The 20,884-nt window shown below is 70.7% G+C and carries 19 protein-coding genes, 2 pseudogenes and 1 riboswitch; of the genes and pseudogenes, 9 read left to right on the top strand and 12 right to left on the bottom strand.

What is annotated here, in order from left to right:
• Window positions 1–198: 198 nt before the first annotated feature.
• Window positions 199–1,332, bottom strand: a complete 1,134-nt coding sequence (gene mnmA / locus AB0F38_RS06845; RefSeq protein ID WP_361887720.1) for a tRNA 2-thiouridine(34) synthase MnmA — start codon at window positions 1,330–1,332, stop codon at window positions 199–201.
• Between the two features lie 61 nt (window positions 1,333–1,393).
• Here mnmA and AB0F38_RS06840 point away from each other — a divergent pair, with 61 nt between their 5' ends.
• Window positions 1,394–2,083: an N-acetylmuramoyl-L-alanine amidase gene (locus AB0F38_RS06840; RefSeq protein ID WP_361887717.1), complete on the top strand. Its 690-nt coding sequence runs from the start codon at window positions 1,394–1,396 to the stop codon at window positions 2,081–2,083.
• On the opposite strand, the gene AB0F38_RS06835 is transcribed toward AB0F38_RS06840, so the two are convergent.
• Window positions 2,076–3,245 (bottom strand): cysteine desulfurase family protein, encoded by a 1,170-nt coding sequence (locus tag AB0F38_RS06835; RefSeq protein ID WP_361887950.1) that lies wholly within the window; start codon window positions 3,243–3,245, stop codon window positions 2,076–2,078. The genes AB0F38_RS06840 and AB0F38_RS06835 overlap by 8 nt on opposite strands.
• Window positions 3,246–3,612: 367 nt before the next feature.
• Between AB0F38_RS06835 and AB0F38_RS06830 the strand changes: the two are divergent.
• Window positions 3,613–3,941: pseudogene (locus AB0F38_RS06830) on the top strand (hypothetical protein).
• Between the two features lie 158 nt (window positions 3,942–4,099).
• Here AB0F38_RS06830 and AB0F38_RS06825 read toward each other — a convergent pair.
• The 10 genes from AB0F38_RS06825 to AB0F38_RS06780 form a co-directional block, all read right to left on the bottom strand.
• Window positions 4,100–4,966, bottom strand: a complete 867-nt coding sequence (locus AB0F38_RS06825; RefSeq protein ID WP_361887715.1) for a thioesterase family protein — start codon at window positions 4,964–4,966, stop codon at window positions 4,100–4,102.
• 51 nt (window positions 4,967–5,017) lie between these two features.
• Window positions 5,018–5,689: a trimeric intracellular cation channel family protein gene (locus AB0F38_RS06820; RefSeq protein ID WP_361887712.1), complete on the bottom strand. Its 672-nt coding sequence runs from the start codon at window positions 5,687–5,689 to the stop codon at window positions 5,018–5,020.
• A 46-nt stretch (window positions 5,690–5,735) separates the two neighbouring features.
• The gene (locus tag AB0F38_RS06815) at window positions 5,736–7,049 is read right to left on the bottom strand and encodes an oligopeptide/dipeptide ABC transporter ATP-binding protein (RefSeq protein WP_361887710.1); all 1,314 of its coding nucleotides are present in this window, start codon (window positions 7,047–7,049) and stop codon (window positions 5,736–5,738) included.
• Window positions 7,046–8,038, bottom strand: coding sequence for an ABC transporter ATP-binding protein (locus AB0F38_RS06810; protein ID WP_361887707.1), 993 nt, complete (start codon window positions 8,036–8,038; stop codon window positions 7,046–7,048). Before AB0F38_RS06810 ends, AB0F38_RS06815 begins: the two co-directional genes overlap by 4 nt.
• Window positions 8,039–8,044: 6 nt before the next feature.
• The gene (locus AB0F38_RS06805; protein WP_361887704.1) at window positions 8,045–9,007 is read right to left on the bottom strand and encodes an ABC transporter permease; all 963 of its coding nucleotides are present in this window, start codon (window positions 9,005–9,007) and stop codon (window positions 8,045–8,047) included.
• Between the two features lies 1 nt (window position 9,008).
• The gene (locus AB0F38_RS06800; RefSeq protein WP_361887702.1) at window positions 9,009–10,013 is read right to left on the bottom strand and encodes an ABC transporter permease; all 1,005 of its coding nucleotides are present in this window, start codon (window positions 10,011–10,013) and stop codon (window positions 9,009–9,011) included.
• An 85-nt stretch (window positions 10,014–10,098) separates the two neighbouring features.
• Window positions 10,099–11,766, bottom strand: a complete 1,668-nt coding sequence (locus AB0F38_RS06795; protein ID WP_361887699.1) for an ABC transporter substrate-binding protein — start codon at window positions 11,764–11,766, stop codon at window positions 10,099–10,101.
• Window positions 11,767–11,951: 185 nt separating this feature from the next.
• Window positions 11,952–12,743: an enhanced serine sensitivity protein SseB C-terminal domain-containing protein gene (locus tag AB0F38_RS06790; RefSeq protein ID WP_361887696.1), complete on the bottom strand. Its 792-nt coding sequence runs from the start codon at window positions 12,741–12,743 to the stop codon at window positions 11,952–11,954.
• A 143-nt stretch (window positions 12,744–12,886) separates the two neighbouring features.
• Complete coding sequence (locus tag AB0F38_RS06785; protein ID WP_361887694.1) at window positions 12,887–13,654, bottom strand: enhanced serine sensitivity protein SseB; 768 nt, start codon at window positions 13,652–13,654, stop codon at window positions 12,887–12,889.
• A gap of 141 nt (window positions 13,655–13,795) precedes the next feature.
• Complete coding sequence (locus tag AB0F38_RS06780) at window positions 13,796–14,470, bottom strand: AAA family ATPase (protein ID WP_361887691.1); 675 nt, start codon at window positions 14,468–14,470, stop codon at window positions 13,796–13,798.
• A gap of 210 nt (window positions 14,471–14,680) precedes the next feature.
• Window positions 14,681–14,778, top strand: a riboswitch (glycine riboswitch).
• A gap of 176 nt (window positions 14,779–14,954) precedes the next feature.
• Between AB0F38_RS06780 and gcvT the strand changes: the two genes are divergently transcribed.
• The 7 genes and pseudogenes from gcvT (at window position 14,955) to AB0F38_RS06745 (ending at window position 20,763) form a co-directional block, all read left to right on the top strand.
• On the top strand, window positions 14,955–16,076 hold the full coding sequence (gcvT, locus tag AB0F38_RS06775; protein ID WP_361887688.1) for a glycine cleavage system aminomethyltransferase GcvT: 1,122 nt from the start codon (window positions 14,955–14,957) through the stop codon (window positions 16,074–16,076).
• 90 nt (window positions 16,077–16,166) lie between these two features.
• Window positions 16,167–16,544 (top strand): glycine cleavage system protein GcvH, encoded by a 378-nt coding sequence (gcvH, locus tag AB0F38_RS06770; RefSeq protein ID WP_361887685.1) that lies wholly within the window; start codon window positions 16,167–16,169, stop codon window positions 16,542–16,544.
• 18 nt (window positions 16,545–16,562) lie between these two features.
• A complete protein-coding gene (glyA, locus tag AB0F38_RS06765) occupies window positions 16,563–17,822 on the top strand; it encodes a serine hydroxymethyltransferase (RefSeq protein ID WP_361887682.1) in 1,260 nt (419 codons plus the stop codon).
• A gap of 154 nt (window positions 17,823–17,976) precedes the next feature.
• Complete coding sequence (locus tag AB0F38_RS06760; RefSeq protein ID WP_361887677.1) at window positions 17,977–19,362, top strand: L-serine ammonia-lyase; 1,386 nt, start codon at window positions 17,977–17,979, stop codon at window positions 19,360–19,362.
• A 243-nt stretch (window positions 19,363–19,605) separates the two neighbouring features.
• Complete coding sequence (locus AB0F38_RS06755; RefSeq protein ID WP_361887674.1) at window positions 19,606–19,878, top strand: hypothetical protein; 273 nt, start codon at window positions 19,606–19,608, stop codon at window positions 19,876–19,878.
• Window positions 19,875–20,267, top strand: a complete 393-nt coding sequence (locus AB0F38_RS06750) for a PIN domain-containing protein (protein ID WP_361887671.1) — start codon at window positions 19,875–19,877, stop codon at window positions 20,265–20,267. Before AB0F38_RS06755 ends, AB0F38_RS06750 begins: the two co-directional genes overlap by 4 nt.
• 84 nt (window positions 20,268–20,351) lie before the next feature.
• A pseudogene (locus AB0F38_RS06745) lies at window positions 20,352–20,763 on the top strand (GntR family transcriptional regulator).
• The last annotated feature ends 121 nt before the right edge of the window (window positions 20,764–20,884 follow it).

Genomic DNA, 20,884 nt, shown 5'->3' with positions numbered 1-20,884 from the left:
TGCCCCATGCCCCCGCGGTGGCGCTCCCCCGGGCGCGCCACCGCACCCTGACCGGCCGGACCCGGGAGCCCGCGCGGGCGGTCGCCCCGGTCCTGGCGGACTTCTTCGCCCGGGACGTGTGCGCGCACCGGGCGTCGTGGGCCGCGTGGCTCCGGGCCGGGTCGTCGCAGGGGAGCGACCCGGCCCGGGGCCCGTGGATCAGCCGGCCGCGGCCGCCCTCTCGCGCCGCACCGTCGTCGCGATGGTGGCCGAGCCGACGACGCGGGTGCCGTCGTAGAGGACGACCGCCTGGCCGGGGGCGACGCCCCGGACCGGCTCGGTGAAGGTGACGTGCAGGACGCCGTCCACCAGCTCCGCCGTCACCTCGGTCTCGCCGCCGTGGGCGCGGAGCTGGGCGGTGTACGTGCCGGGACCGGACGGTGCGGTGCCGCACCAGCGGGGCTTGATCGCGGTGAGGGCGGTGACGTCGAGGGCCTCCACCGGGCCGACCGTCACCGTGTTGTTCACCGGGGAGATGTCCAGGACGTAGCGCGGCTTGCCGTCGGGGGCGGGGTGCCCGATGCGCAGGCCCTTGCGCTGGCCGATGGTGAAGCCGAAGGCGCCCTCGTGGGTGCCCACCTTCGTACCGGACTCGTCGACGATGTCACCCTCCGCGGGGCCGCCGAGACGGTCCGCGAGGAAGCCCTGGGTGTCGCCGTCGGCGATGAAGCAGATGTCGTGGCTGTCGGGCTTCTTGGCGACGGCGAGTCCGCGGCGCTCGGCCTCGGCCCGGATCTCGTCCTTGGTGGTGAGGGTGTCGCCGAGCGGGAACATGGCGTGGGCGAGCTGCTTGGCGTCCAGGACGCCCAGGACGTAGCTCTGGTCCTTGGCCATGTCCGAGGCGCGGTGCATCTCCCGGGTGCCGTCCTCGTTCTGCACGACGGTGGCGTAGTGGCCCGTGCACACGGCGTCGAAGCCGAGCGCCAGCGCCTTGTCGAGCAGCGCGGCGAACTTGATCTTCTCGTTGCAGCGCAGGCAGGGGTTGGGCGTGCGGCCCGCCTCGTACTCCGCGACGAAGTCGTCGACGACGTCCTCGCGGAAGCGTTCCGCCAGGTCCCAGACGTAGAACGGGATGCCGATGACGTCCGCCGCGCGGCGGGCGTCCCGGGAGTCCTCGATGGTGCAACAGCCGCGTGCTCCGGTACGGAAGGACTGCGGGTTCGCGGAGAGGGCGAGGTGCACACCGGTCACGTCGTGGCCTGCCTCGGCGGCGCGGGCCGCCGCGACGGCGGAGTCGACTCCGCCCGACATGGCGGCGAGCACACGGAGGGGGCGCTGGAAGGTCTGAGTCATAGCCCGTCCAGAGTACGGGGCCCCGGGAACCGAATGCGCGCGGACGATCGTTGACGATCACATGGGGACCAGAGGGAAGGCCCAGGGATCCGGAAGCGGATCGCGCGGCATCAGCAGACGCACGCTGCTGATCGGCGGCGGTGCGGCGGCCGTGGGCACGGCCGCGCTGGCCACGGAGGAGATCCGGCGGGTCTGGTGGCGGGTGCCGGGCGTGGAGAAGCCCCGCAAGCCGGGTGAGCTGGACTTCGCGGGTGCCCGCTGGGTGGCCGCCTCGGAGGCGAACTGGCGGCGGGCCGACCGCCCCGACGACTACGGCGTGGACCGGGTGATCGTCCACGTCACCCAGGGCAGCTTCGCCAGCGCGGTCAAGGTCTTCCAGGATCCGGCGCACCAGGCGGCGACGCACTACATCGTCGGACAGAACGGCCGGGTGACGCAGATGATCCGGGAGCTCGACGTGGCGTACCACGCCGGTAACCGCTCCTACAACGAGCGCAGTATCGGCATCGAGCACGAGGGCTTCGTGGACCGCCCGCAGGACTTCACGCCGGAGATGTACGCGTCGTCGGCGCGGCTGACGGCCGCGATATGCGCGCGGTACGGGATCCCGGTGGACCGCGAGCACATCATCGGGCACGTCGAGGTGCCGGGCACGGACCACACCGATCCCGGCCCGCACTGGGACTGGGACCGCTACATGAAGCTGGTCCGGGCGGCGTCGAGGACGGCGAAGGCGCCGAAGGTCAGCTGAGCCCGGCCGTCCTGGCCCGTGCGACGGCGGGGCCGATCGCCCGGGCGACTTCCGCCACGTCGCTCGTGGTGGAGGTGTGCCCGAGCGAGAAGCGCAGGGTGCCGCGCGCCAGGCCGGGGTCGGTGCCGGTGGCCAGGAGCACGTGGCTGGGCTGGGCGATACCGGCCGTGCACGCGGAGCCGGTGGAGCATTCGATGCCCTGGGCGTCGAGCAGCAGCAGGAGGGAGTCGCCCTCGCAGCCGGGGAAGGTGAAGTGGGCGTTGGCGGGCAGCCGGCCGCCGGGGGCCGGGTCGCCGCCGAGGATCGCGTCGGGGACGGCCCGCAGCACGGCTCCGGCCAGCTCGTCGCGGAGCGCGCCGACCTCGCGGGCGAAGTCCTCGCGCCCGTCGGCGGCGAGCCTGCCGGCGACGGCGAACGCGGCGACGGCGGGCACGTCCAGGGTGCCGGAGCGCACATGCCGTTCCTGCCCGCCGCCGTGCAGCACGGGCACGGGCGTGCAGTCGCGGCCGAGCAGCAGCGCGCCGACGCCGAACGGGCCGCCGATCTTGTGCGCGCTGACGGTCATCGCGGACAGACCCGACCGGGCGAAGTCGACCTCCAGCTGACCGAAGGCCTGGACCGCGTCGGCATGCATCGGAATGTCGAACTCGCGTGCCACTTCGGCCAGTTCACGTATCGGCATGATCGTGCCGATCTCGTTGTTGGCCCACATCACCGTGATCATCGCGACGTCGTCTGGGTCGCGGAGGACCGCCTCGCGCAGCGCCTCGGGGTGCACCCGTCCGTACCGGTCGACGGGGAGGTATTCGACGGTCGCGCCCTCGTGCGTGGCGAGCCAGTCGAGGGCGTCGAGCACGGCGTGGTGTTCCACGGGGCTGGCGAGGAGCCGGGTGCGCCGCGGGTCGGCGTCGCGGCGGGCCCAGTAGAGACCCTTCACGGCGAGGTTGTCGGCCTCGGTGCCGCCGGAGGTGAGGACCACCTCGCTCGGGCGAGCGCCGAGGGCGTCCGCGAGGGTCTCTCTGGACTCCTCGACGGTACGGCGGGCACGGCGCCCGGCGGCGTGCAGTGAGGACGCGTTGCCGGTGAGGGCGAGCTGCGCGGTCATCGCCGCGATCGCCTCCGGAAGCATCGGCGTGGTCGCGGCGTGGTCGAGGTAGGCCATGGTGGACCCGATTCTACGAGCCCCGGGCGGGGAGCATCGCGGGCGCATCGCGCCGAGGCTCCCTCGGCGGCCCCGGGACGGCCTGTCGCCCGCCCGCACGAACGAGGCGACGGCCGGCCCGTCGGCCTCGCGGGAGACCCTCCCGGCCTCACCGTGGGCGCCACGGGCACCGCGGGAGCGGCGGGTGAGTCCGGCGGCGAGAGTCATGGTGCGGGCTCCTTCGGTTCCGGTGGGGTACGCAGCGGGGTCCCACCGTCAGCGGGCGCGGCGGGCGAGTCCGGGTGGCGCGGAGCCGGCTGCGCCTGGTCGCACGGGCCGGGCCGGCCCCGAGGAGCCCCGCCTCACCGATCGCAGGGAGGGCCGTCCGATGAGCCCCAAGCAGCATCGCGGCGAGGTCACCTCCGGCCTGCTCCTGGACGCCGCGCTGAGCGTGTACGTCGCGTCGGGCGAGCAGGGCCTCACCGTCAGTGCCGTCACCAGGCCAGCGGGGTCAGTGTGTCGGGGCTGACCCTCTGGATCCTGGCCCGCATCGAGTCCGGCGAGCTCGCCCCCCTCCCCCCGCCGCTGATCGAGTCCCTGGTCCTGGGCCCGGTCGTCGGTGTCGCCCGGCGCCGGCTGTCCGGCATCGAGGACGTCGACCTCGACGAGGCCGCGCGCGTCCTGCCGGAGCGGACCTGGCGGTCCGTCAGCGCGTAGGGCGCGCCGCACACCTCGGTGTCACCCGTCGCCGGCGTACGGCCCGGTGACCGCCGCCGGTGCGGTGAGCGGGCGCCGCGCCCCCGGGCACTTCCGGCTCCGGGCCGCGGGACCGCCTCGTCGGCCCCGGTGACGGGCGGGGAGCGGGCCCGCCCGTCTCAGCCGCGCGGTGCGCGGGCGAGCTGGCGGGACTGGGCCACCAGACGGCCGGCACTGTCCCAGACGTCCGCGTCCTCCTCCAGGAAACCGCCCGCGAGGTTGCGGGTGGTGATGGAGACGCGCAGCGGTCCGGGGGCGGGGCGGCAGCGGATGTGGGTGGTGAGCTCGATCGTGGGCGTCCAGCCCTTCAGCCCCAGCTCGAACGAGGTGGGCGGCAGTGCGTCGACGGTGAGGAGCAGCGAGAGCGGGTCCGCGTCGCGACCGTCCGCGAGTCCGAACCAGCCGCGCATCTCCCCCTTGCCGGACGGTGCGCCGACGGCCCAGCCGATCGTCGCCGGGTCGAGCCTGATGTCGAGCCGCTCGGTGATGGCGGAGCTGCCGGGGATGGGCGCCGGACCGTCGGCCGGGCCGAGGCAGTGCTCCCGCGGCGGGATGGCGGGCGGCTCGGCGGACGTACGGACGTCGTCGGTCAGGCCGTCCAGTTCGCCGTAGGTGGCGAGCACCCGGATGCGCTCGACCTCGGAGCCGTCCTGCGCGTACTGGAAGAGCGAGGCCTCTCCGGTCGAGAGCGTGCGCCCGGTGCGGACGACCTGGGTACGGATCACCGCGGGCCCCGGAACGGAGGCGGTCAGGTAGTGCGCGGAGACCGAGAAGGGGTCGGAGTGCGGCAGCGCCTCACCGAGCGCCCGGCCGAGCATGGCCAGGAGATAGCCGCCGTTGACGGCGTGGATGATCGTCCAGCCCGCGGAGAGCTCTGCGTCGTAGACGCCCTCTTCGCGAAGGGTGACGGCGGTGTCCCGGTCGAACTCGCTGTCGCCGATGGTCGCCTGCGTGGTGCGCTGCGCCTGCGCTGCTGCCTGTGCCATGGGATGCACCGTACACCGATCGTATTACTAAGCGGTAGCTTTATGTTGCGGTCAGATGACGGCCGGGGTTTCCTCGGCCGTGGCCGAGCGCCGGTTGTAGGCGCGCGGGGCCCGCCAGTGGAATCGCATCGCCAGCAGCCGCAGCACGAACGCGGTGATCACCGCCGCGCCGCTGGTATAGGCGTTGAGGGCGTCGAAACGGATGCAGAGCACCACCATGGCCGCACCCACGATCGCGGGAACCGCGTACAGGTCGCGGTCCCAGCGCAGCAGCGAGGGCACCTCGTTGGCCAGTACGTCGCGGAGCACACCGCCCCCGACCGCGGTGGCCAGCCCCAGAGCGGCGGAGGCGGTGAGACCGAGCCCGTAGTCGTACGCCTTGACCGTGCCGGAGACGCAGAAGAGCCCCAGCCCGGCCGCGTCGAACACGTTGACGCCGACCTGGATCCGTTCGACGTGCGGATGCAGGAAGAACACCAGACCGGCGGCGAGCAGCGGGGTCAGGAAGTAGCCGAGGTCCGTGAAGGCCGCCGGGGGCAGGGCGCCGATGATCACGTCACGGAAGATCCCTCCGCCCAGCGCTGTCACCTCGGCGAGCACCGCGATGCCGAAGACATCGAAGTTCTTGCGTACGGCGAGCAGGGCGCCCGAGATCGCGAAGACGAAGATCCCGATGATGTCGAGCGCATGCTGGACGGAGGGAGTGAAGAGTTCGTTGAGCACCGGACAGTTCTACAACGTCCGGTGCCCACGATGTCGCCATGAACCGTCAGGCGGAACCGGTCTTCCCTTCGGCACCGGTCCCGGCCGCGTCCGCCGCCCCGGCCGGAGCGTCGGCCGTGCCGGCCGCCTCACCGTCGGGCCCTGCCGTTTCCACGGACTTGTCCGCGACCGGCTCCTCGGCGGCCGGCCCGGCAGCGACCGGCTCACCGGCGGAGGCCTTCTGTGCGGGCAACTCCGCCGCGGGCACCTTCTCGCCGACCGGCTCCTCGACGGGTGCGTCCGCCGGCCTGTCCGCAGCCTTGTCCACGGTGTCCGGCGTCCTGTCCGTCCCCACGACCGCCTCGATCCCCGTGGCGCGGGTCAGGCCGATCGTCCCGTCCTCGATCTCGGCCGCGAAGTGGCAGGCCACCTTGTGACCGTCACCCAGGTCCGTCAGGACCGGGCGTTCGAGTGCGCACCTGTCCTGCACCCACGGGCAGCGGGTGTGGAACCGGCAGCCGGCCGGCGGATTGGCCGGCGAGGGCAGGTCGCCCTGGAGCAGGATCCGCTCCCGCCGGTCCTCGACCTCCGGATCGGGCACCGGCACCGCGGACATGAGTGCCCGGGTGTAGGGGTGCTTCGGCCCGGCGTACAGCGCGTCGCTGGGCGCCTCCTCCACCAGCGAGCCCAGGTACATGACCCCGATGACGTCGGAGATGTGCCGGACGACGGCGAGGTCGTGGGCGATGACGAGATACGTGAGCCCGAGGGACTCCTGCAGCTCCTCCAGCAGGTTGATGACCTGCGCCTGGATCGACACGTCGAGGGCCGACACCGGCTCGTCGCAGATGATCACGTCCGGTTCGAGCACCAGGGCACGGGCGATGCCGATGCGCTGGCGCTGGCCGCCGGAGAACTCGTGCGGGTAGCGGGACAGCGAGTTCGCGGGCAGGCCGACCTTGGCGAGGATCGACTTGATCTTCTCCCGGCGGTCCGCCCGGTCGGTGCCGATCCCGTGGGCCGCCATGCCCTCGGAGAGGATCGACTCGATGTTCTGCCGCGGGTTGAGGCTGCCGAGCGGGTCCTGGAAGACCATCTGGAGCCGGCGGCGGAACTTGCGCATCTCCTCGTCCGGCAGCTTGGCCAGGTCGGTGCCGTCGAAGACGACCTCACCGGAGGTGATGTCCACGAGCCGCAGCACGGCCCGGCCCAGCGTCGTCTTGCCGCAGCCCGACTCGCCCACCAGCCCGTACGTCTGTCCGGCCTCGACGCTCAGCGAGATGCCGTCCACGGCGTACACGTGGCCGACCGTACGGTCGAAGAAGACACCCTTCTTGACGGGGAAGTGGACCTTCACATCGTCGAGTTCGAGCAGGCTCATGCCGAAACCTCCGCCTTGGGCAGGACCGGGTTGACACAGCGCACCTGGTGTCCGGCCGTGCGTGGTTCGGTCAGTTCGGGAGTGCCCGTGAGGCACTCCATCGTGTAGAAATCGCAGCGGGGCGCGAAGGCGCAGCCGTCGGCCCAGGCGATCTTGTCGTTGATCGACCCGCGGATCGGGCGGAGCGGTTCCCCGCGCGGTGCGTCCAGCCGCGGGATGGACCCGAGCAGTCCGTGCGCGTACGGGTGCGTGGGCGCGGCGAACAGCTCACGCCGGTCCGCGGACTCCACCGCCCGTCCCGCGTACAGCACGTTGACCTCGTCGCAGATGCCGGCGACGACCCCGAGGTCGTGGGTGATCATCAGCAGGGCGGTGCCCTCCTGGTCGACCAGTTCCTTGAGGAGTTCCAGGATCTGGGCCTGGATGGTCACGTCGAGCGCGGTGGTCGGCTCGTCGGCGATGAGCAGCCGGGGTGCGCAGGCCACCGCCATGGCGATGAGCGCACGCTGCCGCATACCGCCGGACAGCTGGTGCGGGTACTCCTTCAGCCGCCGGCGCGGGTCCGGGATGCCGACCCGGTCCAGCAGGTCGGCGGCCTCCTTGCGGGCGGCCTCCCCCTTCAGGCCGCGGTGGCGCTGAAGGATCTCCGTCACCTGGATGCCGATGGGGATCACCGGGTTCAGCGAGGACAGCGGATCCTGGAAGATCATCGCGAGCTGGCTGCCGCGCATGTCGCGGAGCTTGCGCCGGCTGATCGTGAGCAGGTCCTGGCCGTCGAACTCCACACGTCCGCCGACCTTCACCCCCTTGTCGGGCAGCAGGCCCATCAGGGCGAGCGAGGTCACGGACTTGCCGCAGCCCGACTCGCCCACCAGGCCGACGACCTGGCCCTGGTCCACGGTGAAGGAGACGCCGTCCACCGCGACGGAGTCCTTGCGGCCGCGTCCGCCGAAGGTGACGCTGAGTTGGTCAACATTGAGCAGTGCCATGGGAGATCAGCCTCGCAGCTTCGGGTCGAGGGCTTCGCGCATGGCCTCGCCGAGCAGGGTGAAGCCCAGTGCGGTGATGATGATCCCGACGGCCGGGTAGGCGGCCATCATCGGCTCGTTGTCGAAGAACCGCTGCGCCTGGGAGAGCATGACGCCCCATTCCGGGATCGCCGGGTCCGGGTTTCCGAGACCGAGGTAGGACAGGGCCGCGGCTTCGATGATCGCGGTGGCGAGGCTGAGCGTCGCCTGGACGATCACCGGGCTGAGCGAGTTGGGCAGGATCTGTGTGAGGACGATCCGCTTCTTCCGGATGCCGAGTGCCTTGGCCGCCAGTACGTAGTCCGCGCCGCCCTGGGCGAGCATCGAGCCACGCAGCAGACGGGCGAAGACGGGGATCTGGACGACACCGACGGCGATCATCACGGTGGTCAGGGACTGGCCCATGACCGCCGCGACGGAGACCGCGAGCAGCAGCGAGGGCAGCGACAGCATGAGGTCGGTGATGCGCATGATCACGGTGTCGATCCGCTGACCGACCTTGCCACCGAGGGTCGCGGCGGCTCCGGAGAGGACACCGACGACGGCGCCGACGACCAGGCCGATGAGCATCGAGACCACACCCACGAGCAGGGTCTGGCGTGCCCCGACGAGCATGCGGGAGAAGAGGTCGCGGCCCAGGTGGTCGAGGCCGAACCAGTTCTCGCCGCGCATGCCGACGAACTTGCCCTGGTTGGTGAAGACTTCGCCGCGCCAGGTCTGGGCGGTGGGGCTGTACGGGGCGACCCACGGCCCTACGATCGCCATCACCACGAACGCGCCGATGACGACGGCGCCGATGATGGCCATCTTGCTGCTGCGGAGCCGCCGCAGTGCCTCGCGCCACAGGCTCGCACCGGAGGTCGACTCGGTCTGCTGGGTCAGCTCGGCGAGCCGGTCGATCTTGTCGGCCCTCTTGGTCAATGTCGTCACGTCAGTGCACCCGCACTCTCGGGTCGATGATGCTGTATGCGAGGTCGACCAGCAGGTTGATGAGGACGTACACCATCGCGATGAAGAGGATGAACCCGACCAGCACCGGGTAGTCGCGGGCATCGATCGAGGTACGGATGAAGGAGCCGATGCCGCCGAACGAGAAGACCGACTCGGTGAGCACCGCGCCCGAGAGCAGGCTGCCGGTCAGCAGACCGACCGCGGTGACCACGGGAAGCAGCGCGTTGCGCAGCACGTGACGGCCGCGTACGACCCGCTTCTCCAGGCCCTTGGACTCGGCGGTGCGGATGTAGTCCTCGCCGAGGACCTCCAGGACGCTGGCCCTGGTCATCCGCACGATCACGGCGAGCGGGATGGACGCGAGGGCGATCGCGGGCAGCACCAGGTGCATGATCGCGTCCCACGTCGCGTCGAGCTCGCCGGTCAACAGGCCGTCCAGGGTGGCGAATCCGGTGACGTCGGTCGCGTCGAGACCGGTGGAGAGCCTGCCGTAGCTCGGGAAGATGCCCAGTTCGACCGCGAAGATGCCCTTGAGCATCAGCGCGAGGAAGAACACGGGGATACAGATGCCGATCAGCGATCCCGACACCGAGGCCACGTCGAGCCAGCCGCCGCGGTGGCGGGCGGCGAGGTAGCCGAGCGGGATACCGACCAGGATCGCGATGATGATCGCGGCGACGCTGAGTTCCACGGTGGCCGGGAAGCGCAGGACGAATTCGTCCCACACCGGCTGACCGGTCTGGGTGGAGGTGCCGAGGTCCAGTTCGAAGATGCGCTTGAGGAAGCGCCAGTACTGGACGTAGACGGGCTCGTCGAGTCCCAGCGCCCGGTTGATGCGCGCCACTTCGGCTTCGGTCGCCCGCTCGCCCAGGATCGCTGAGGCGGGTCCGCCGGGCAGTCGGTTCAGCCACAGGAAGAGCAGAACCGACAGGCCGAGCAGGGTGGGTATGAGCTGTAGCAGTCTTCGTACGACGAGTCGCAGCACCCCGCGTGCCCCTTTCTTACGTGTCGAAAAGTGGGCCCGCCCGGCCACCGGGAAGCTGTGGCCGGGCGAACCCACTGATGTGCGGTTACTTGAAGGAGACCTCGGCGAAGTTCTCCTGCGTCAGCGGGGAGACCTTCGGCGGGTTGACGTTCTTGGCGAACGCGATGGCGGGCGGCGACGACGAGATCGGGAGACCCGGCAGGTACTCCATGATGGTCTCGTTGGCCTTCTTGTAGGCCTCGACGCGGGCGGCCGGGTCGGTCTCCTTCGACGCGGCGTTCACCGAGTCGAAGACCTTGGCGTCCTTGAAGCCCCACTGCTTGTCGGCGCCGGCGAACCAGGTGCCGATGAAGTTGTAGCCGTCGTTGAAGTCACCGGTCCAGCCCAGCATGTGCAGGGCGCAGGAGCCGGCCTCGGTGGCGTCCAGGTAGTCCGGGGCCCACTTCATGGCCTTCGGGACGACCGTGATGCCGGCCTTCTCGAGGTCGGCCTTCATCAGCTCGAACATGTCCTGCGGGGCAGGCATGTAGGGGCGGGTGACCTCGGTCGGGTAGCAGAACTCGACCGAGAGCTTGCTCTCGCCGGCGTCCTTGAGGAGCTGCTTCGCCTTGGCGGTGTCGAAGGCGTACTGCTTCACCTGGTCCGAGTAACCGGCGACCGTGTCGGGCATGAACTGCGTGGCGACCTTGCCGCCCTCGGGCAGCTGGGTCTTGACGATGTTCTCGCGGTCGATGGCGTGCGCGATGGCCTGGCGGACCTCGGGCTTCTTCAGCGCCTTGTTCTTCGACTGGGTCATGCCCACGTAGAACAGGTTGAAGACGTCACGGGTCGGGACCTCGTAGCCCTCGCCCTCGAGCGTCTTGATGTCGGCGGGTGCGACCAGGTCGTATCCGTCGATGTCACCGGCCTGCAGCGCCTGACGGCGGCCCTCTTCGGTGTCGATCGTGCGGAAGACCAGGTTCTTCACCTTGGCCTTGGCGCCCCAGTAGTCGTCGAAGCGCTCGAGGCTGACTTCCTTGTTGCTCTTGTTCCACTTGGTGATCTTGTACGGGCCGGTACCGGCGACCGTGCCGGCTTCCTGGCTGTACTTGGGGTACGTGATCGCGTCGCCCTTGGCGGTCGCGTCCTGCTTCTCGTACTCCTTGAGGGCCTTCGGCGAGTGGATCGCCAGGGCCTGCAGGGAGAAGCCGCCGGGCAGGTTCGCCGAGGGCTCCTTGACCTCGATGACCGCCGTCTCGGCGTCCTTCGCGGTGCAGGACTTGTAGTTCGCCTTGGGCGCCTCGGCGTCCTCGTTCTTCGCGAAGCCGCCCATGATGGACTGCCAGTAGTACGAGACCGCGCTGGACTGGTACGTGCCCGCCCAGTTGAACCAGTGGTCGTAGTTCGCGCAGACCGCTTCGGCGTTGAACGCCTCACCGTCGTGGAACTTCACGTTCTTGCGGAGGTTGAACGTCCACACCGTGCCGGCGTCGTTGCTCTCCCAGGTCTCGGCCAGTCCGCCGACGAGCTTGCTGCCGCCGGACTCGTGCTCGAGGAGGGCTTCGAACGCCTGACGCGTGACCCGGAAGGTCTCACCGTCGCTGGCGAGCGCCGGGTCGAGGGACCCGGGGTCGCCCGCACCGGCGAAGACGAAGGTGTCCTTCGCCCCGTCCTTGGCATCGTTGTCCCGCTCACTGGAGCAGCCCGTGGCGATCAGACCGACAGCCACAGCCGCCGTGATCGCCCGAACGGTTCGGGACTTGTTTATTCGCATGGTGGGTCCACCCCAGGTCAGCAGTGTGTGGAGAGGTATTGATTCGCCCGAACACTACATTCGCGAAGCAGTACGGAGAACAGTCCGCATAGCGGTGATACCTACCTGAGACCCGGACACTCAACAAACCGGACAGATACGGGACATCCTGCCCGCAGGTGTTAACCGGTTCGACATCAGGCGGTTCAGAGGAGCGGTGACGGCGGGTAGCCGTACCCGGGAGCGGCGGCGGGCGGCGGGCCCGCCTGGGCGTGCGCCTCCCGGTCGTAGAACGGACGGGAGTTGACGCGCAGCCACATCGCGACCGGGTCGTACTCGTCGGACATCGAGACGGTGGAGACCGGCAGCCCGTCGGGGACCACGCCGATCGACTGCCGCATCATCGCGCGGACCGAGTCGACGGACGGCCGGCCCGTGTCGTAGAGGTCCAGTCCGATCGCGAGGTACGGGGCGCCGAGCGCGGGCTGCACCCAGGCGCGGCGCAGCGCGCGGACGGCGGGGGTGCGGTGGGCGTTGTGCGACAGCAGGGCGTAGAACTGCGGGAGCTCGATGGCGGGTTCGGTCAGGCGCAGCGGGCCGGCCGGCATCCGGTCGAGGCCCGTCGCGATGCGGCGCAGGTCCAGCCAGGGGATGCCGACGCCGCCGCCGGGGGCGTGCGGGTTGAGCCAGATGCCCCAGCGGTCGGGGAAGAGGGCGCGGGCGACGTCGCGGCCGGTGATCAGCTCGTGGGCCCTGTTCCAGCCGCTGGCCGAGAGCTCCTGGGCGGAGGTCACACACGGGGCGTAGCCGAGGCCGCCCACCTCCATGTTGCCGTACTGGGCATCGGGTGAGCCCGCCGTGCCGTGCCAGAGCAGCATCCAGATCCGACCGTCGGACAGTGCCTGCAACAGCGCCTCGTACGTGTCGAGACGCCCGGGGGCCACCTGCCGCAGCATGTGCTCGACCTGCCCGGCCGCCGCGGTGCCTGACGCACTCACCCTGGGTCCCGCCCCTCATCGATCCGCTGTCCGCTGCCTCGCGGTGCCGTTCCGCCGCTCCCGGGCACAACGGGGCGGCCCCGCCATCAAACCAGCTTATGTGCCGCCCCTGACACCGGCTCGACGCCAGGGGCGGCCTGTGCTCAGTACCCCTCGCGCCGGTAGAACGGCCTCACCTTGTCCAGCATCCAGTCGCCCACGGGGTCCTGCGTCACGTCGAGCAGGACGAGACTGACCGGCCAGGGCGCCTGGACCCGGCCCAGGGCACGGCCCAGCGCGTCCATCGGGGCACCCTGTCCGGCGCCGTCCCAGGCGGTGCATTCGACGCCGACGAAGAGGACCGGGTCGCCGCCCTCGATGCTGGCCAGCGCCCGGCGGGCGGTGCTCACCACGCCGGCGTCCTGGAATTCGGCGGCCACCGCGGAAAGGAAGTCGACGGGGTCCTGCTTCCAGTCCGGCTCGTACAGCCGCACCCGGCCGCCGCCGGGCCCGTCCAGCGGGGTGCGTCCGGCCCTGCAGAGCTCGGCCACCGCCGGCGGCGGGACGGGCACGCCGACCGCCCCGCCCGGGTTGACCGCGATGCCCAGTTGGGGCGGGAGTCCGCGGGCGAACTCCCGGGCGGGCGCGACGGCGAAGGACATATGGGATCCGACGCAGTGCAGGAACTGCGCCTCGGAGCTGAACACGGGGACGTACGCGCCGCCGTCGATGTCGACCGTCGGCAGGTCCAGGTCGGGGCTGTCGGGTCCGCCGCCGTTCGGAAGGGGAACCCAGACCTGACTGCGGCCGAGCACCTCGACCAGCCTGCTGCCGGCCCCTGGCACGCCGAGCGAGGCGCTGAGCACTTCTTCGAGCTCGTTGGCCGGCCATCCGTGCTGCGGATGGACGTGGGCCTGGGCCGGAATGTCCACGGTGTCTGTGTCCCCTTCTCGCCATGCTGTGCGGCAGAAACCATAGACGAGCCGCGCGCGGACGGCGGCGGCACGGACGACGGCGCGGGCCGGCGCCGCCGTACCGTCCAGATTCCGGACAGCCGGACGGCGATTCCCGGCCTATGCGTCCGCAAACGAGATGCGGGTGATCGCCGAGGCGGCTTCACGGTCGAGGAGCACCGCGGAGGCGCAGCCGGGCGGCAGCAGACCGTTCTCGGTGTCGCGCAGCAGGCGCCCGACCGCGCGCCTGTGCCGGGCGAACGCGTAGCCCGACACCCCGCGGCCGCGCTCCCGCTGGCCCGCCCTGGCCACCTGCGGGGTGACGTCGAGCAGGACGAGGTGCAGGGTGGCGGCACGGCGCAGCGCCTCCCGCGCCAGCCACCGCCGCACCCAGGCCTGCGTACCGCAGTCGTGCACGACGACGGATCCGCCCGAGCGCAGCGCCCGCCACAGCCCGATGTAGTGCGCGGCGCGCACCAGCGGCCGGTACAGGGCGTACGGGAGTAAGCCGGGCAGCGAGCCCGCCCAGCGGTCCCTGGTGTCCTGGGAGTCGATCGCGTGCTCCCGGACCGCACGCCGGATCAGCGTCGACTTCCCGCTGCCGGGCAGTCCGGAAACCACCACCACATCGCCCGCCCCGAAGTCCAGGCTGCGCGGGCCGCGCCCGCCCCGGCCCCGTAGATCACGCACCACCGGCGCGTGCGCGCCCGGAAGCTCCCCGGCGGGTGCCCCCTGCTGTGCGGGCATCGCACCGCGCGCTGCTCCCGTGGTCGTCGCGTAGCGCTGCAACGTCATCGCCCTCCCCCTGCCGAGTGACCCACACCTGACCTGTCCACGAAGTGTAAAGAAAAGGTAATACGGCACAACCCGTTCCTGACGTACGGGTCGCGCCGGGCGTGCCGCCGTGCCGGTGCCTTCCGGCCGCGGGACGGCCGTACGGATCCGGACACCCCACTCTCCCGCAATGCGTGCGATGATGACCCCGCCAACTCCATACCGGCCGTTTGAATCCGCGCGGGAGAGTCCCGGTCACTGTGTGCGCCGGGCGCCGAAGGAGCAAGTTCCTCCCTTGAATCTCTCAGGCCCCGTACCGCGCGGATGAGGCAGATCTGAAAAGCGGGCCGCTCTGCGGCTCCACCCAAGGTGCAAGCCGACCCGGAGGGGCTGACCCGTTCAGACCCCCTCCAGGACCCTTTCGGGGGGTCCCGGCGAACCTCTCAGGTTCCGATGACAGATGGGGAGGGATCGTCCCCTGTCGTCATGCCCTGGAGCCGTATCCATGAGCACTGCCCCCGCCTCCCGTCTCACCGCCCTCGACGCGCTGCATCGCTCGCTGGGCGCGACCATGACCGATTTCGCCGGCTGGGACATGCCCCTGCGCTACGCCAGCGAGCGCGACGAGCACAACGCCGTCCGCACCCGGGCCGGTCTCTTCGACCTGTCGCACATGGGCGAGATCACCGTGACCGGACCGCAGGCCGCGGCCTTCCTGAACCACGCGCTGGTCGGCAACATCGCCACCGTCGGCCCGGGACGGGCCCGCTACACGATGATCGTCGCCGAGGACGGCGGGATCCTGGACGACCTGATCGTCTACCGCCTGGGTGACGCCGAGTACATGGTCGTCGCCAACGCGGGCAACGCGCAGCTCGTCCTGGACACACTGACCGAGCGCGCCGGCGCCTTCGAGGCCGAGGTGCGCGACGACCGCGACGCCTACGCGCTGCTCGCCGTCCAGGGCCCCGAGTCCCCCGCCATCCTGAAGTCCGTCACGGACGCCGACCTGGACGGGCTGAAGTACTACGCGGGCCTGCCGGGCACGGTCGCGGGCGTCCCGGCGCTCATCGCCCGTACCGGCTACACCGGGGAGGACGGCTTCGAGCTCTTCGTCGCCCCCGAGCACGCCGAGCGGCTGTGGAAGGCGCTCACCGAGGCGGGCGCCCCGCACGGCCTGATCCCGTGCGGCCTCTCCTGCCGCGACACGCTGCGCCTGGAGGCGGGCATGCCGCTGTACGGGCACGAGCTGACCACGGCGCTGACCCCGTTCGACGCCGGGCTCGGCCGGGTCGTGAAGTTCGAGAAGGAGGGCGACTTCGTCGGCCGCGAGGCACTGGCGGCGGCTGCCGCGCGTGCCGAGACCGCTCCCCCGCGCAAGCTGGTCGGTCTGGTCGCCGAGGGCCGCAGGGTCCCGCGCGCCGGGTTCTCGGTCGTCGCCGGGGGGCGGGTCGTCGGCGAGGTCACCTCCGGCGCCCCCTCGCCCACCCTGGGCAGGCCGATCGCCATGGCGTACGTGGACGCGGCGTACGCCGCGCCCGGCACCGGAGGCGTCGCCGTCGACATCCGGGGCGCGCACGAGCCGTACGAGGTCGTCGCGCTGCCCTTCTACAGGCGCGAGAAGTAGTCCCGCTCGCCCGGGACGTGACGTAGTCCCGTCTCACCACGCAAGACCACCGTTCATCAGCACTCCCCCGCGTACAGGAGAATTCAGACCATGAGCAACCCCCAGCAGCTGCGGTACAGCAAGGAGCACGAGTGGCTGTCGGCCCTCGAGGACGGCGTGGCCACGGTCGGTATCACCGAGTTCGCGGCCAACGCGCTCGGTGACGTCGTCTACGCACAGCTCCCGGAGGCCGGTGACACGGTGACCGCGGGCGAGACCTGCGGCGAGCTGGAGTCGACCAAGTCGGTCAGCGACCTGTACTCGCCGGTGACCGGCGAGGTGACCGCGGCGAACCAGGACGTCGTGGACGACCCGTCGCTGGTGAACTCCGCTCCCTTCGAGGGCGGCTGGCTGTTCAAGGTGCGCGTCGCGGAGGAGCCGAAGGACCTTCTCTCCGCGGACGAGTACACCGAGTTCTCCGGTAACTGAGACCCAAGGGACCACCTGATGTCGCTTCTCAACTCCTCCCTCCACGAGCTGGACCCGGACGTCGCCGCCGCCGTCGACGCCGAGCTCCACCGTCAGCAGTCCACCCTCGAGATGATCGCCTCGGAGAACTTCGCTCCGGTCGCGGTCATGGAGGCGCAGGGCTCCGTCCTCACCAACAAGTACGCCGAGGGCTACCCTGGCCGCCGCTACTACGGCGGCTGTGAGCACGTCGACGTGGTCGAGCAGATCGCCATCGACCGCATCAAGGCGCTCTTCGGCGCCGAGGCCGCGAACGTCCAGCCGCACTCCGGTGCGCAGGCGAACGCCGCCGCGATGTTCGCGCTGCTGAAGCCGGGCGACACGATCATGGGCCTGAGCCTCGCCCACGGCGGTCACCTGACCCATGGCATGAAGATCAACTTCTCCGGCAAGCTCTACAACGTGGTCCCGTACCACGTCGACGACACCGGTGTCGTGGACATGGCCGAGGTCGAGCGCCTCGCCAAGGAGTCCAAGCCGAAGCTGATCGTGGCCGGCTGGTCCGCGTACCCGCGTCAGCTCGACTTCGCCGCGTTCCGCCGCATCGCGGACGAGGTCGGCGCGTACCTGATGGTCGACATGGCGCACTTCGCCGGCCTGGTCGCCGCTGGTCTGCACCCCAACCCGGTGCCGCACGCCCATGTCGTCACGACCACCACGCACAAGACCCTCGGCGGTCCGCGCGGCGGCGTCATCCTGTCGACGCAGGAGCTCGCCAAGAAGATCAACTCCGCCGTCTTCCCCGGTCAGCAGGGTGGCCCGCTGGAGCACGTGATCGCCGCCAAGGCGGTCTCCTTCAAGGTGGCGGCGACCGAGGAGTTCAAGGAGCGCCAGCAGCGCACCCTGGACGGCGCCCGCATCCTCGCCGAGCGGCTGGTCCAGCCGGACGTGACCGAGGTGGGCGTCTCCGTCCTGTCCGGCGGTACGGACGTCCACCTGGTCCTCGTCGACCTGCGCGACTCCGAGCTGGACGGCCAGCAGGCCGAGGACCGGCTCCACGAGCTGGGCATCACGGTCAACCGGAACGCCGTCCCGAACGACCCGCGGCCCCCGATGGTCACCTCCGGTCTGCGGATCGGTACGCCGGCCCTGGCCACCCGTGGCTTCCAGGCCGAGGACTTCACCGAGGTCGCGGAGATCATTGCCTCCGCGCTCAAGCCGGCCTACGACGCCGACGGCCTCAAGGCCCGCGTGACCGCGCTCGCCGGGAAGTTCCCGCTGTACCCCGGCCTCACGTAGGTCACCCGCAGTTTGCACGCCGGGTGGGGGCACCGCGCACACTGAAGAGTGAGCACGGTGCCCCCACCCTTGTCCCCGCGCTCTTCGAGCCCACCGGCCCGTCCCGCACCACATGGCAGACAACGGCGTCTACCAACCCCTTAGGAGTACTCCCGTGGCCATCTCGGTCTTCGACCTCTTCTCGGTCGGCATCGGCCCGTCCAGCTCCCACACCGTCGGCCCGATGCGCGCGGCCCGCATGTTCGCCCGCCGCCTCAAGAACGAGGGCCTGCTGGCCCACACCGCGTCGATACGGGCCGAGTTGTACGGCTCGCTCGGCGCGACCGGCCACGGCCACGGAACCCCCAAGGCCGTCCTGCTCGGCCTGGAGGGCGAGTCGCCCCGCACCGTCGACGTCGAGGGCGCCGATGCCCGGGCCGAGGAGATCCGCTCCACGGGGCGCATCAACCTCCTCGGCATGCACGAGATCCCGTTCGACGCCGACGAACAGCTGGTCCTGCACCGCCGCAAGGCGCTGCCGTACCACGCCAACGGGATGACGGTCCTCGCGTACGACCACGAGGGCGCCCCGCTCCTGGAGAAGACGTACTACTCGGTCGGCGGCGGCTTCGTCGTCGACGAGGACGCGGTGGCCGGCGAGAACCCCATCGTCCCGGACGACACCGTCCTCAGGCACCCCTTCCGCACCGGCGACGAGCTGCTCCGGCTCGCCCGGGAGACGGGCCTGTCCATCTCCTCCCTGATGCTGGAGAACGAGAAGGCCTGGCGCACCGAGGACGAGATCCGCGCCGGCCTCCTGGAGATCTGGCGCGTCATGCAGGCCTGCGTCTCGCGCGGCATGTCCCGCGAGGGCATCCTGCCCGGCGGTCTGAAGGTCCGTCGCCGCGCCGCGAACTCGGCCCGTCAGCTGCGCGCCGAGGGCGACCCGCAGGCGCACGCGATGGAGTGGATCACCCTCTACGCGATGGCCGTCAACGAGGAGAACGCGGCGGGCGGCCGCGTCGTGACCGCCCCGACCAACGGCGCGGCGGGCATCATCCCCGCCGTCCTGCACTACTACGTGAACTTCGCGGCCGGCGGCTGCACCGAGGCGGAGAAGGACGACAACGTCGTCCGATTCCTGCTGGCGGCCGGAGCGATCGGCATGCTCTTCAAGGAGAACGCCTCGATCTCCGGCGCCGAGGTCGGCTGCCAGGGCGAGGTCGGCTCCGCCTGTTCCATGGCGGCGGGCGCCCTCGCCGAGGTCCTGGGCGGCTCCGCAGAGCAGGTGGAGAACGCCGCCGAGATCGGCATGGAGCACAACCTCGGCCTGACCTGCGACCCGGTGGGCGGTCTGGTCCAGATCCCGTGCATCGAGCGCAACGGCATGGCGGCCGTGAAGGCGGTCACGGCGGCCCGGATGGCGCTGCGCGGCGACGGCAGCCACAAGGTCTCCCTCGACAAGGTCATCAAGACCATGAAGGAGACGGGCGCGGACATGAGCGTCAAGTACAAGGAGACGGCGCGGGGCGGGCTCGCGGTGAACATCATCGAGTGCTGAGGCCGTAGCCCCTGACCAGCGCGTTCGTGTCTTTCGGCGCTGGTCAGGGCCTTCCCCGCTCACACAATGGAAAGTCCCTGAGATCTCCCTCGGACAGACGTGAAAGTCCCTGACGGATCCCCCGCTGATGGGCGTCTGAGCTGGGAGTTCGCAGCGTCCGCGCGGTGATGGATGACTCTCGGACACGGCAGATCGAACCCATCACCCCCATCCAATAACAAGAGTTTTGTTAAACTCTGCTCCATGGCTATCTCCCCGGCGCCCGGCGAAGGACCCGTCCGGCCTGTATCGGTCTCGCTTCACGAAGGCACCATCGCCGCCCTCAAAGCACGTACGGGCAAAAGAGGCATGTCCGCCTACGTCGAGTCCCTGGTCCAGCGTCAACTGGAACGGGACCGACTGCGCGAACTCATCGAGGACGCGGAAGCCGAGCATGGCCCGGTCGACCAGTCGGCCGTCGACGCCAAACGTGCGATTCTCCGCGGCGAGACGGCCGGCTCGGCGGACGCCGCGTGAGCGGCACGCTCGTCCTGGACTGCGAAGGCCTGTCCGAACTGGTACGACGCACAACTGAGATCACCGAGTGGCTGAGGGCAGCCGAAGCCGAAGACATCCGCGTCGTCACCAGCTCCGTCACCCTCGTCGAAGCACGCGACCCCAAAATCAACCAGGCCCGCTTCGACTACGCCGTCTCCCGGGTGAACATCATCCCGCCCAACGAGGCCATCGCCCGCCATGCGAGCAAGCTCCTGGCCACGGCCGGACTGCACGGCCACAAGTACGCCCTCGACGCCATCGTGGCCGCCACCGCGCTCACCTCACCAGCCCCAGTGACCGTCCTGACATCGGATCCCGAAGACCTCCTGATGCTCTGCGGCCCCAGCGTCCGCATCATCAAGGTCTGACCGTGAGGCCGCGCCTCGACCCACCCCTTGCGCGGATCAGTGCGCTGCGCGGAACGCCAAGTACCGGCATCCGAGCGGAAGGTGATGTACGTGGTCGTGTTCCGCATCGACCGGCGCAGCGGTGTGGCGAGGTATCTCCAGATCGTGCGCCAGGTCGAACAGGCCCTGCGGATGGGCGCGCTGGAGGAGGGTGACAGGCTGCCCACGGCCGCACAGGTCACCGCCACCACCAAGGTCAACCCGAACACGACGCTCAAGGCCTACCGCGAGCTCGAACGGGCGGGGCTCGCGGAGGTACGCCCGGGAGCGGGGCACCTTCATCGCCCGCTCCCTCACCGAACCCGGGTCGGGCCCCGACCGGCCACTGCGCACCGTGCTGAACGAGTGGATGCACCAGGCGCGCGACGAAGGGCTCGGCGGCGAGGAGGTCGAGGCCCTCTTCCGGACGGCCTTCGAGGCCGCCTCCCCGCCGGGCACGGACGGCGGGAACAGCTGATCCCGCCACCGCACGTGGCTTCCCCGGGGACCGGGCCGGCTGTGTCGGGGCCGGGTCCGGATACCGAGGGCGATCCGGACGGAGTGTTCGTCGGCCGCCGGACGCAGGGCCAGGATCGTGG

The sequence above is a fragment of the Streptomyces sp. NPDC025273 genome (assembly GCF_040638585.1).
Lineage (GTDB): Bacteria > Actinomycetota > Actinomycetes > Streptomycetales > Streptomycetaceae > Streptomyces > Streptomyces cinereorectus.
The sequence above is the reverse complement of the archived record's forward strand: the minus strand, read 5'-3'. Positions and strand labels throughout refer to the sequence as shown.